The sequence below is a fragment of the Vibrio sp. S12_S33 genome (assembly GCF_963889785.1).
In the GTDB taxonomy this organism is placed as follows: domain Bacteria; phylum Pseudomonadota; class Gammaproteobacteria; order Enterobacterales; family Vibrionaceae; genus Vibrio; species Vibrio aestuarianus.
In genome coordinates this window covers 63,903-76,754 of sequence record NZ_CAWPQZ010000011.1, presented here as the reverse complement: position 1 = coordinate 76,754, position 12,852 = coordinate 63,903, and the positions used below count along the sequence as shown (strand labels likewise).

Below are 12,852 nucleotides of genomic sequence, written 5' to 3'. Positions count from 1 at the left end.
ATAATAAGGTAACCAACGCTGAATGAAACCCTCATTACAACTAAAGCTAGGCCAACAATTAGCAATGACACCTCAGTTACAACAAGCGATTCGTTTGTTGCAGCTGTCAACGTTAGATCTGAAACAAGAGATCCAAGAAGCCCTTGAATCAAACCCATTATTGGATGTTGAAGAGGCTTATGACGAAGGTGCAACGGCTGAAGCTCAACGTGGTGAGGAGACAGAAGTCAGTGCTGAACCTGTTGAAGTAGAGACTCAAGACAGCTCAGATTTGATTGAAAAATCGGAAATTAGTAATGAACTGGAAATCGACACTACTTGGGATGATGTATACAGTGCCAATACCGGTAGCACAGGGATTGCTCTTGACGACGACATGCCTGTTTATCAAGGTGAAACCACTCAAACTCTACAAGACTATCTACTTTGGCAACTCGACCTAACCCCATTTAGTGACACTGACAGAAGCATCGCCTTAGCACTCATTGATGCTATTGATGACTATGGTTACCTTACCGTTTCTCTTGACGACATTTTAGAAAGCTTTGCCAATGAAGAGATTGAATTAGATGAAATTGAAGCGGTTCGTAAACGCATCCAACAATTCGACCCATTAGGGGTTGGTTCTATCAATCTACAAGACTGTTTGCTTTTACAACTCGCCACTTATCCAACCGACACACCTTGGTTAGAAGAAGCCAAACAGCTACTCACTCAACATATTGATTTACTTGGTAACCGTGACTATAAGCTGATCTTAAAAGAGACAAAACTAAAAGAAGATGAACTACGCGACATCTTACAACTGATTCAGCAACTCGACCCAAGGCCAGGTAACAACATTTCGACTGAACATGCAGAATACGTCGTACCCGATGTCTCTGTGTATAAAGACCATGGAAAATGGGTAGTCACCATCAACCCTGACAGTGTGCCAAAACTGAAAATCAATCAACAATATGCTGCTTTAGGTAAGGGAAATAGTGCTGACAGCAACTATATTCGCAGCAATTTACAAGAAGCAAAATGGCTCATCAAGAGTTTAGAGAGTAGAAATGAAACACTACTCAAAGTGGCCAAATGTATTGTTGAACATCAACGTGATTTCTTTGAGTATGGCGAAGAAGCCATGAAACCGATGGTACTCAATGACGTTGCTTTAGCGGTAGAAATGCATGAGTCCACCATTTCTCGGGTGACAACACAGAAGTACATGCATACTCCGCGCGGTATTTTCGAATTGAAATACTTCTTCTCCAGTCACGTCAGTACCGACAATGGAGGAGAGTGTTCATCAACTGCAATAAGAGCGCTCATTAAGAAATTGGTGGCAGTTGAAAATACAGTAAAACCATTAAGCGACAGTAAAATTGCAGATCTACTCGCTGACCAAGGAATTCAGGTAGCTCGAAGGACGATAGCTAAATACCGTGAATCATTGGGGATTGCTCCATCGAGTCAGCGCAAACGCCTACTATGAGGCACAAAAAAGAGAAGGAAAGTCTATGCAAATCAATATTAATGCCCATCACATTGATCTAACCGATTCAATGCAAGACTATGTTAACTCGAAGTTTCAAAAACTTGAGCGATTTTTTGATCACATAAACACCATTCAGGTCGTTTTACGTGTTGAAAAAGTAAACCAGATCGCTGAAGCTACGCTCCACATAAATCAAGGTGATATCCACGCCACGGCTGATAACGAAAGTATGTATGCTGCCATCGATAGCCTCGTGGATAAACTTGTCAGACAACTCAACAAGCATAAAGAAAAGCTAAGTAGTCATTAATCATGCAATTACGCGAAGTACTTTCATTGGACTGCACAAAAAGTGCAGTCCAATGTACCAGTAAAAAAAGAGCCTTAGAAATCATCAGCGAAATCGCTGCCGAACATTCAGGCCAAAGCTCCACCGAACTCTTTGAATGTATGCTCAGCCGAGAAAAAATGGGCAGTACAGGCATTGGTAATGGCATCGCTATTCCTCATGCTCGAATGACGGCCAGTGACAACGCTATCGCTGTACTTTTACAATGCGATACGCCTATTGAGTTTGATGCTATTGATAATCGTCCTGTCGACCTACTTTTTGCTCTACTTGTTCCTGAAGATCAATGTAAAGAGCATCTAAAAACCCTTTCGTGCATGGCAGAACGTTTAAATGACAAACAAGTTTTAAAGCAGCTACGAAGCGCTCAAAGCGACCAAGAGCTGTACGACATTATGACTAACCATTAATCATCGAGCCCAAAACTATGCGTTTAATCGTTGTCAGTGGTCAATCTGGCGCAGGTAAAAGTGTTGCATTACGTGTATTGGAAGATCTCGGCTACTACTGTGTCGACAACCTGCCAGTAAACTTGTTAGATCCCTTTATTCAAGCCGTCCAAGATAGCAAACAAAATGTGGCGGTGAGCATTGATATCCGCAACCTTCCACAAGAGCCGACTCTAGTCAGCGATGTGTTAGAGAAGCTTAAACAAAATAACGATGTCAGTGTTCTATTTCTCGATGCGAGTAAAGAAACCTTATTAAAACGCTACAGTGAAACACGTCGTATTCACCCGCTGTCACTCAACTCAAATAAACCATCTTTAGCTCAGGCCATTGAGCTAGAGAAAGAGTTACTTGCACCACTAAAAGAACAAGCAGATTTAGTTCTTGATAGCAGTAATCAATCTTTACACGAGTTAAGCGAAACCGTTCGCATGCGCATTGAAGGGCGTGAGCGAAAAGATTTAGTCATGGTGTTTCAATCTTTCGGCTTTAAATATGGTTTACCGAGTGATGCTGATTATGTGTTTGATGTGCGATTCTTACCAAACCCACATTGGGAACCCGCACTCAGGCCACTCACAGGTTTAGATGCTCCTATCAAGTCTTTTCTTGAAGGTCACAGTGAAGTGATGGAGCTTAAACAGCAAATCCAGAAATTCGTTGAATACTGGCTACCTATGCTAGAAAAAAATAACCGTAGCTATTTGACCATTGCCATAGGTTGTACTGGTGGTAAACATCGTTCTGTGTATCTGACACAACAGCTTGGGGAATATTTCTCTCAATTAGGTCATCAGGTACAGATCCGCCACACTTCCTTAGAAAAACAGTAGGACTAATCGCATGCCGCTACTGAGTAAAACTGTTTTAATCCAAAATCGTTTAGGTCTCCATGCTCGTGCGGCAGTAAAGCTGGTCGAACTGTCTCAATCTTTTGATGCAGTTGTAACTCTCAAAAATCAAGAAGGCAAAGAAGCCACCGCCGACAGCGTTATGGGGTTATTGATGCTAGAATCGGCTCAAGGACAACCGATAACCGTCAGCGCAGAAGGCTCAGAAGCGGAGCAAGCACTGGAAGCCGTCAGTTCTTTAATTGAGCATAAATTTGATGAAGATTGAATAAGTAACTCGGACTCACTATTTTGTATCCCTCACCATGATTCACCCTTTCCAAACAAAAATAAATTCAGCGCTTAATAAGAACTTATTAAATAAGGCCTAGAATTAAGTTACTATTCAACACATTGTAAGAATACCAAGTAGGGGGAAACCATGGCCGAGCAAATTGAATTTGATCAAGCTCACCTTACCCTCCAAGAAGTCAGCGAAGCGCTAGAAAATGGTCGTTTTGTCCATGTCCGTCGTCAACTCCAGGACATGGAGCCAGAAGATATTGCTCACCTGTTAGAAGCCTCACCGCGTAAAAGTCGTGAGGTGCTGTGGCAACTGACCGATCCCGAAGATTATGGTGAAATTCTCGACGAGCTAAACGAAGACGTCAAAGATGCTTTAGTATCGAAAATGGCTCCGGAAAAACTCGCTGAAGCCACTGAAGGTATGGATACCGATGACGTTGCGTACGTCTTACGTAGCTTACCTGATAACCTATCTCGTGAAGTTCTTTCACAAATGGATAGCGCCGATCGTGAACGTGTCGAAACGGCGCTCTCATATTCTGAAGATACTGCCGGTGGCTTAATGAATACCGACGTAATTACCATTCGTGGTGACGTCGATATTGATGTAGTACTGCGCTATTTGCGCATGCACACAGAATTACCCGAAACTACCGATGCACTTTATGTTATCGATGAAGATCGCAAACTGATTGGCCACTTATCTCTTATCACCCTATTAACCTCGCAGCCAGACGTTAAGGTTAGTGAGGTGATGGACGATGCCGATGAAGCCATCTCGGTGAATACTAGTGATTCTGATGTGGCGAGCCTGTTTGAACGTCGTAACTGGGTATCAGCGCCAGTTGTTGATGAAAACCAACACCTTGTCGGTCGTATTACTATCGATGACGTGGTCGACGTCATTCGTGAGGATGCCGAACACTCGATGATGAGTATGGCCGGTATGAATGATGATGAAGATACCTTCGCTCCTGTGGTTCAGTCTGCACGTAAGCGCAGTATTTGGCTCGGAGCCAATGTATTGGCAGCACTGGCAGCCGCTTCTGTTTCTAATATGTTTGAAGCAACTCTTGAACAAATGGCTGCAATTGCTGTGTTAATGACTATCGTCCCTTCTATGGGTGGCGTTGCGGGTAATCAGACCGTTGCCTTGGTGATTCGTGGTTTAGCACTCGGTCATATCGGTGACAGTAATAAACGAGAATTGCTGTTTAAGGAAGCCGCGATCGGTTTCTTAAACGGGGTGCTTTGGGCTTCAATCATTGGTGGCATTGTCATCGTTTGGAAAGGTAATTGGCTGCTTGGCGGAATAATCTCGGCGGCGATGATGACCAACTTATTGATTGCAGGTATTGCTGGCGTGACCATTCCAATTCTACTGAAAAAGATGAAAATTGACCCTGCTCTTGCAGGTGGCATGGCATTAACAACCGTAACGGATGTAATTGGTTTATCGGTGTTTTTAGGGTTAGCCACCATTTTGATGTAATCATCAAATTCATCCACAAAAAAAAGCTTGGTCGAAATACCAAGCTTTTTGTTTTTTATCCGCGATTACTCACCGGCAATCTTCATCGATTCAAGTAAAATCGAACCCGTTTGGATCTGCGAGCGAGTTTCAACATCACTACCAACCGCCACGATTTGGTTGAACATATCTTTGAGGTTACCCGCAATCGTGATTTCAGAAACAGGGTACTTAATTTCACCATTTTCAACCCAAAAGCCAGCGGCCCCACGTGAATAATCACCAGTAACGGTATTAACACCTTGACCCATTACTTCAGTAACCAATAAACCTGTACCTAGTTCTTTGAGCATCTGTTCAAAGCTCTGGCCTGTCGATTTCACAAACCAGTTATGAATGCCACCAGCATGACCAGTTGGCGTCATGTTCATTTTACGAGCCGCGTAGCTACTCAGTAAATAAGTCGATAACACACCGTCAGTAATGATTTGGCGATCTTGAGTAAAGACCCCTTCACTATCAAATGGGCTTGATGCCAAGCCGCGCAGCACATGCGGTTTTTCAGCAATGTTAAACCAATCTGGCAGGATTTTTTCGCCCAGTTTATCGAGTAAGAATGAAGATTTACGGTACAAATTGCCACCACTGATCGCCATCACTAAATGCCCAACCAAACCGGTGGCAACATCAGCAGCGAACATCACTGGCACTTTGCCTGTTTTCAGCTTTTGCGCATCCAAACGGCTAATGGTTTTCTCTGCCGCTTGTTGACCGACAAGTTCTGGTGCCCATAAGTCATCAAGGTGACGAGCAACGGTGTAGCTGTAATCACGTTCCATCTCACCATTTTTACCTTCACCAATCACACAACAACTGATGCTGTGACGGCTTGATGCGTAACTGGCCAATAGACCATGGCTGTTACCGTATACTTTGACACCATAATGGCTGTCGTAGCTTGCGCCATCACTTTGCTTAATTTTACTGCTGTAAGCTAATGCTTTTTCTTCCGCTGCAATGGCAATTTTTGCCGCCATGTCAGGGTTTGGCTCATCAGGGTGAAATAGGTCCAAATCTGGAATATTCTGCACCATTAATTCTTTGGGTGCCGGCCCCGCAAACGGGTCTTCTGATGTGAATAGCGCAATATCAAGCGCAGCGGCAACCGTTTGTTGAATTGCTTTTTCACTTAAATCAGATGTTGATGCACTGCCCTTACGTTGACCACGATAAACAGTGATACCCAAAGCACCATCACTATTAAATTCAACGTTCTCGACTTCGCACATGCGAGTCGAGACACTTAAGCCTGTGCTTTTGGTAATCGCCACTTCGGCGGCATCAGAACTCACGGCAGCTAGCTCTAAAGCTTTGGCAACCGCAGCTTCAAGCTCAACACGTTGCTGAGCGACTTGCTGTTTTACGTCCATATTTCATCTTTATTTAGCAATCAATGTCGTTAGGATAACAAGAATTTCGCTTTCTCCCCACGATTCTTGCTAAAATAGCAGACATACATAACTCAATAGATGAAGAATATGGCGCGTAAGAATCAAAAAGCTCCTTGGGAAGAAGAAGAGGAGATCATTTGGGTTAGCAAAACCGAAATGAAAAATGACATGATTGAGCTGCAAAAGCTTGGTGAAGAGTTAGTTGAGCTGAAACCATCTCAACTGAAAAAGATCCCAATGTCTGAAGATCTAATGGATGCAGTTAAAGATGCACAACGCTTCAATATGGAAGCACGTCGTCGTCAGTTGCAATTCATTGGTAAGATGATGCGTACGATCGATCCAGAGCCAATTCAAGCCGCACTGGATAAATTACGTAATAAGCACTCACAAAATACCGCAGTATTGCATAAGCTAGAACAGCTGCGTGACCGTATTGTTGAGCAAGGTGATAGTGCCATCGAAGATGCTCTAGAGCTTTACCCTGAGATGGATCGTCAACGCTTACGTCAATTAACACGTCAAGCTAACAAAGAAAAAGCAAACAATAAGCCACCAAAAGCGTCGCGTGAAATCTTCCAAATATTGAAAGAGCACAACGACGAATCTTTTTAAGCTCTAATCTGCTTTACGTTAAAAAAACCTCGCGACAATGCGAGGTTTTTTATTTCGGTCAATCACTTAGGCTATTGCCCTGCCCGCACAAAATCGCTCAGTAAGGGATGCGAATGTTGCGCAGAAAGCTCAGTAATCTCACCACAGACTAATACCTTTCCTTGCGCCATAAACGCAAAATGACTGGCTATCGCTTTTGCATCGCTGACATGGTGCGTTACCATTACGACAGTAATCTTCCGCTCAGTGGCTAGCAGCTTAACTAGCGCGAGCATCTCCTCTCTCAGTAGAGGATCCAGCGCTGAAAACGGCTCATCCAGCAACCATATCGGGTGAGATTGAACAAAACAACGTGCTAATGCTACGCGCTGACGTTGGCCACCAGAAAGCTGCTCCGGCAAACGCTCCAACAGACTCGCAATCCCCACCTGTTGCGCCGCTTGTTCTACCAAAAGCTGTTGCTCAGCAGATAACTTCAAACCGGGGTGTAAACCAAGACCAATATTTTCACGCACAGTAAGATGCATAAATAAATTATGCTCTTGAAATAGCATAGAAAATGGCCGTAAGTGAGGCGCTTTACCTAACACCGATTGAGCGCTTACTTCAATCTCGCCACTACTCGGCTCAATAAACCCCGCCACCAAACTCAATAAAGTCGATTTACCTGCACCACTAGGCCCCATTAAGGACACTATCGCTCCTCGCGGCACCGTCAGTGAAAACTCGAACCATTCCTGTTGATACTCATATTGCACATCTTTTAGTACTAACATTAACGACCTCTTGAGTTGACGCTAAATAAGCGTTCGATAATGGCAAAACAACCGACACTCAACACCAATAGAGCGAGAGAAACCACTGCTGCCGCCTGCATTTGATAACTGCCTAACAATTGGAATAGATAAAGCGGTAGAGTTCTAAATTCTTGGCTACCAAAAAGTGCAATGGCACTTAAATCCCCCATTGAGACCAAAAAGCTGATCGAAAAAGCATGAGCCAGAGGTTTTCTTAATGCTCTGAGTTCAATCACTTTAAAACGCTGCCAACCTTTCATACCAAGGCTGGCACACAGCAGTTGGTATTGCTGCGCGCTATGCAGCATTGGCTGGGCTAATGTTTTCAACACATAAGGCAATGCCATTAAGCCATTCACCAGCAGCACCACCCAATACGCCATACTAAAAGCATCGGTGAACGTTCGTAGTAACAAAAACAGCCCAGTGCTAATCACCAGCCCAGGAGTGACCAAAATAATAGTGCCCACTAATTCAAGATGATCGGCTCGGCGATTACGCAGCTTTAAACGCCAAACGCGGGTGGTAATTAAAATGGCCACCCCAGCGCAAACTGCTACCATACTCGCCAATGACGCCACTTGTAACGAAGCCAATAGCGCCTGCCAAAACTTTTCGTCACTCAGCACACTAAAAAGCTGCGCATTCAAACCGCTCAGCACCACCATCATCAATGGCGGAAGCACTAAAAGTAACGATAGGAGGATCCATGCAGCATCCCAATATTTCGCTTTTCGGCTATCTCGGCTCACTACATAGTCGACAGACTTGCGGCCTGCACTTATCGCCAAAGGCTTTGCCAGTCGAGAAATAGAAAGATATAGCACACTGCATAACAGCATTTGCCATAAAGCTAATAACGCACCAGCTTGCAGATCAAAATCAAACTTAATCGCTTGGTAGATAGCCAGCTCTATAGTGGTTGATTTTGGTCCACCACCTAACGCCATCACCGTAGCAAAACTGGTAAAGCAAAGCATAAACACCAGGCCACACACATGCGGAAGCTGTTGTCTTAAACGTGGCCATTCAACCCATTTAAACTGATGCCAGTGGCTCATACCGAGATGCGCGCACAGCTTATGTTGTTCTGCTGGAATTGTTTCTAACGCTTGCAGCAACAAACGGCTGGCATAAGGAAGGTTAAAGAACAGGTGAGCCAGTAAAATCCCGTTTAAACCGTAGATGGAAAACGGCAATTTTGTATCAAACCATGCCAGCAACGAAGCTAATACGCCGCTATTGCCATAGATAGCCAACAAACCAAAAACCCCTACCAGTACCGGAAGCACTAAGGTTGTGGCAAACAGTTTGAGGATCAAATCGCGCCCCCAAAAGCGGCGGCGATAAAAGGCATGTGCCACTGGAATCGCCAATCCCACACTGAGCAACATTGAGAGTGAAGCTTGGTAAAAACTGAACAGGGTAACATGACGATAATAAGGGTCATGCCATACTTGCAACACATTGAGACTCGGCGCGTGTAGCAGCAGTGCAGCAAGCGCACAAATAACAAAGGTCGCGACCACGATCGCGACCCCAATGCCGATTTTAGGAATCGAATTCAAACCTTATGTGACCTTAATTTAAGCTTATATAGCCTTAAAATGTTAATGCGTTTTGCCATTCTCGTATCCACGGCTTACGCATTTCAGACACCTCTTGCGCGCTAAATGTAAGTGCTTTTTGTGGTACATTGAGAGTTTCAAACCCTTTAGGCAACTCAACCGATGTGACTGGATACATCCAGTTTCCGGTTGGGATTACCGATTGGAATTGATCACTTAAAATAAACTGCATGAACTCATCAGCCAATTTCTCGTTTGCAGTACCTTTCACTTTTGCAGCGACTTCCACTTGCATGTAATGACCTTCGGTAAAATCGGCTGTCGCGTATTTGTTATCATTTTCAGCAATTAAATGGTAAGCCGGAGATGTGGTATAAGACAGTACCAGATCAGACTCACCTTCTAAAAACATCGAATACGCTTCCGACCAACCTTTAGTTACCGTCACGGTTTTCTTCGCTAACTTTTGCCAAGCTTCACTTACATCATCACCGTATACGGTTTTCATCCACAGCAATAAGCCTTGTCCTGGTGTTGATGTGCGTGGATCTTGATAAATGACTTTTAAATCATCACGTTGTTCAACCAGTTCTTTTAAGCTTTTCGGTGGGTTAGTCATCTTCTCTTTGTTGTAAACAAAAGCAAAATAACCATAATCGTATGGCACGAACGTATCATCGCTCCAACCATTCGGTAAGGTTACACTACTGGTATCAACACCGTGTGTGGTGAGTAGCCCCGTCTGCTTGGCTTCTGTCATCAGGTTGTTATCCAAACCGAGTACGATATCAGCTTTAGTATTGTTACCTTCAAGACGTAAGCGGTTAAGAATAGATACGCCATCATCAAGCGCGACAAAGTTAATATCGCAGCCACATTGTGCTTCAAATGCTTTTTCAATCGCAGGACCTGGGCCCCAATCGGCAGCAAAAGAATCGTAGGTATATACGGTTAACGTGTTTTCAGCAGCATGCACTGAGAAAGAGGTGATGGTAGCAAGTGCAATAGCACTTAAAGTGGTTTTCACTGGTCGCTCTCCTTGGTTGAGCGGCACAGGCTTGAGGAGGATGAGAATATTCCGTTATTCCTATTCTGAAATCCTAACCCAATTCCTACGCCAGCATTATCTGGTTCAGGTTTACGGGTCCCAAGCTCGCACTTGATCTCAGCTTCATTCACTAAATGAATGATTTGCTCCCCGTTGAGTAAGGTGGATTGTAATTGCAATTGCTCGAATAAGCTACTCTCTACATCACTAACAACCTTCTACACTTCAGCAAACTATGCACCGCGTTGATCGTATCCCCAACGCGGAACTAAACCTTGTTCAACCCCCAGATGATCCAAAATACGGGCAACCATAAAGTCGACTAAATCCTCGATGGATTGGGGTTGATGATAGAACCCCGGCGCAGCGGGCATAATCGTTACCCCCATTTGCGACAGTTTGAGCATATTTTCAAGATGCAAAGTTGAGAATGGGGTTTCGCGTACCACCAGCAACAGTTGTCCACGCTCTTTCATGATCACATCGGCAGCCCGTTCGATCAAATTATCCGACATACCATGAGCAATCGCGGCCACACTGCCTGCAGAGCAAGGACACACCACCATCTGCTTTGGCGCAGCAGAACCAGAAGCTACGGGAGAAAACCAGTCTTCTTTACCGCAAACAATCAACTTATCAGCATCACAATGAAGATGTTCAACCAATGCCGCTTTCGCAGCTTCTGACCCACTAGGTAACTTCAAACCATGTTCTGTCGCCAGCACAACCCGCGCCGCGGATGAGATCAACAAATAAACTTGGTAATCTGCGGCAAGCAAACACTCAAGCAAACGCAGCCCGTAAGGAGCACCTGAAGCGCCAGTAAAAGCCAATGTGATAGTTTTCTGTTTTGTTGTCATAGCTCTATTTCATTTGTGCGACTAGTATTAAATGACTTGCTTCAGAGCAAGCAGTAACTTGTTATGAATACCTTCAAAACCACCATTACTCATCACCAATATTTGGTCACCCGGCTTAGCTTCATGAGCGATTTTCGCCACGAAAGCATCAATATCATCATTGACATACACAGGTTGTGAACATTGGTCTGCAACATCCTGCACCGACCAAGGAATATTATTAGGCTGATAGAGATAAACGGAGTCCGCCTGTTGCAACGATGCCGCCAAGGTTTGTTTATGCACGCCCAACTTCATTGTCGCCGAACGTGGCTCTAAAACCGCGATAATTTTCTTATCGCCAACCTTGTTACGTAAACCGCCTAAGGTAAGTTCAATCGCCGTTGGGTGATGAGCAAAATCATCAAAAACGGTAATCTCATTCACTTCGCCTTTGAGCTCTAAACGACGTTTGGTATTAATGAACTTAGCTAACGCTTCACAAGCAAGATCAGGGGTGACACCAACGTGACGCGCAGCGCCAATCGCCATTAAGGCATTATCGACATTGTGATCACCAACAAGATCCCATTTGACTGTGCCCACTAATTCATTGCGCAAGAAAACGTTAAATTGAGAACCATCACGGATAATTTTTTCTGCCTTCCATTCACCTTGTTCACCCGTGAACTCGGTTTCGCTCCAACAGCCACGAGCTAAAACATCCGATAATGCGCTATCTTGTTGAGGTGCAAAGATACGACCATTTCCCGGAACCGTACGCACTAAATGATGAAATTGACGCTTGATCGCTTCAAGATCATCAAAAATATCAGCATGATCAAACTCAAGATTATTCAGAACCAAGGTTCTAGGGTGGTAGTGAACAAACTTAGAACGTTTATCGAAAAAAGCACTGTCATATTCGTCGGCTTCCACCACAAAAAACATGCTGTCACCTAAACGGGCAGAAATACCAAAGTTACCTAGCACCCCGCCGACCAAGAATCCCGGTTGGTAACCGCACGCTTCTAAAATCCACGCGAGCATACTGGAAGTCGTGGTTTTACCATGTGTTCCAGATACCGCCAGAACCCAGCGATCATGCAATAGGAACTCTTGTAACCATTGGGGGCCAGAGGTATAGCGCAGGTTGTTATTCAGCACATATTCAACACAAGGGTTACCACGGCTCATCGCATTGCCGATCACCACCAGATCTGGCTTTGGCTCTAATTGGACAGGATCAAATCCTTCGATAATCTCAATGCCTTGAGACTCTAATAAAGTGCTCATTGGGGGGTATACATTGGCATCACTACCCGTGACTTTATGGCCTAATTGACGAGCCAAAACCGCAGCGCCTCCCATAAATGTACCGCAGATCCCAAGAATATGAATATGCATAAAACCTAGCCTCGCACATTGCGTTGTGAGTTATTGCCCCATTATCACCATCCAACCAAGAAAAGCGAGCTCGTTTGCAACTTCAAAAAAGTCGACAAACAAATTGAGATCTCAATCTGTTAGTTCATTACCATTAAAAAGATCTAACCTTTAAAATCGCATTGTTACCCGAACGTTATGAAACGGGTCACCCGTTTCGAGCAACATTCCAGTAAGAGGATGGGCGACGAAACAAAATA

At 44.3% G+C, this 12,852-nt stretch carries 13 protein-coding genes and 1 riboswitch; of the genes, 7 read left to right on the top strand and 6 right to left on the bottom strand.

The annotated features are described in order from the left end of the window. Positions 1–22: 22 nt before the first annotated feature. The 6 genes from AACW06_RS07540 (at position 23) to mgtE (ending at position 4,909) form a co-directional block, all read left to right on the top strand. The gene (locus tag AACW06_RS07540; RefSeq protein WP_192074602.1) at positions 23–1,480 is read left to right on the top strand and encodes an RNA polymerase factor sigma-54; all 1,458 of its coding nucleotides are present in this window, start codon (positions 23–25) and stop codon (positions 1,478–1,480) included. 25 nt (positions 1,481–1,505) lie between these two features. Further along, a complete protein-coding gene (hpf, locus tag AACW06_RS07535) occupies positions 1,506–1,793 on the top strand; it encodes a ribosome hibernation promoting factor (protein ID WP_053309470.1) in 288 nt (95 codons plus the stop codon). Between the two features lie 2 nt (positions 1,794–1,795). Continuing rightward, complete coding sequence (gene ptsN, locus AACW06_RS07530) at positions 1,796–2,242, top strand: PTS IIA-like nitrogen regulatory protein PtsN (RefSeq protein WP_053309471.1); 447 nt, start codon at positions 1,796–1,798, stop codon at positions 2,240–2,242. A 17-nt stretch (positions 2,243–2,259) separates the two neighbouring features. Then, positions 2,260–3,114 (top strand): RNase adapter RapZ, encoded by an 855-nt coding sequence (rapZ, locus tag AACW06_RS07525; protein ID WP_192074601.1) that lies wholly within the window; start codon positions 2,260–2,262, stop codon positions 3,112–3,114. Positions 3,115–3,124: 10 nt separating this feature from the next. Then, a complete protein-coding gene (locus AACW06_RS07520) occupies positions 3,125–3,400 on the top strand; it encodes an HPr family phosphocarrier protein (RefSeq protein ID WP_192074600.1) in 276 nt (91 codons plus the stop codon). Between the two features lie 153 nt (positions 3,401–3,553). After that, entirely contained in the window at positions 3,554–4,909 is a 1,356-nt protein-coding gene (gene mgtE, locus AACW06_RS07515; RefSeq protein WP_192074599.1) for a magnesium transporter, read from the top strand. A 65-nt stretch (positions 4,910–4,974) separates the two neighbouring features. Here the strand turns inward: mgtE and pmbA are convergent, their stop codons facing one another. After that, positions 4,975–6,318, bottom strand: a complete 1,344-nt coding sequence (gene pmbA / locus AACW06_RS07510) for a metalloprotease PmbA (RefSeq protein WP_192074598.1) — start codon at positions 6,316–6,318, stop codon at positions 4,975–4,977. Positions 6,319–6,426: 108 nt separating this feature from the next. Here pmbA and yjgA point away from each other — a divergent pair, with 108 nt between their 5' ends. Beyond that, entirely contained in the window at positions 6,427–6,954 is a 528-nt protein-coding gene (gene yjgA, locus AACW06_RS07505; RefSeq protein ID WP_272956757.1) for a ribosome biogenesis factor YjgA, read from the top strand. A 71-nt stretch (positions 6,955–7,025) separates the two neighbouring features. Here the strand turns inward: yjgA and thiQ are convergent, their stop codons facing one another. The 5 genes from thiQ to mpl form a co-directional block, all read right to left on the bottom strand. Then, positions 7,026–7,730 carry a thiamine ABC transporter ATP-binding protein gene (gene thiQ, locus AACW06_RS07500; protein WP_192074597.1) on the bottom strand — a complete coding sequence of 235 codons (705 nt, stop codon included), beginning with the start codon at positions 7,728–7,730 and terminating at the stop codon, positions 7,026–7,028. After that, positions 7,730–9,319 (bottom strand): thiamine/thiamine pyrophosphate ABC transporter permease ThiP, encoded by a 1,590-nt coding sequence (gene thiP, locus AACW06_RS07495; RefSeq protein ID WP_192074596.1) that lies wholly within the window; start codon positions 9,317–9,319, stop codon positions 7,730–7,732. Before thiP ends, thiQ begins: the two co-directional genes overlap by 1 nt. 34 nt (positions 9,320–9,353) lie before the next feature. Next, entirely contained in the window at positions 9,354–10,346 is a 993-nt protein-coding gene (thiB, locus tag AACW06_RS07490; RefSeq protein ID WP_192074595.1) for a thiamine ABC transporter substrate binding subunit, read from the bottom strand. Positions 10,347–10,411: 65 nt separating this feature from the next. Beyond that, positions 10,412–10,530, bottom strand: a riboswitch (TPP riboswitch). 70 nt (positions 10,531–10,600) lie between these two features. Next, on the bottom strand, positions 10,601–11,227 hold the full coding sequence (locus AACW06_RS07485) for a flavin prenyltransferase UbiX (RefSeq protein WP_192074594.1): 627 nt from the start codon (positions 11,225–11,227) through the stop codon (positions 10,601–10,603). A 27-nt stretch (positions 11,228–11,254) separates the two neighbouring features. Then, positions 11,255–12,613: a UDP-N-acetylmuramate:L-alanyl-gamma-D-glutamyl-meso-diaminopimelate ligase gene (gene mpl, locus AACW06_RS07480; protein ID WP_192074593.1), complete on the bottom strand. Its 1,359-nt coding sequence runs from the start codon at positions 12,611–12,613 to the stop codon at positions 11,255–11,257. Between the last annotated feature and the right edge of the window lie 239 nt (positions 12,614–12,852).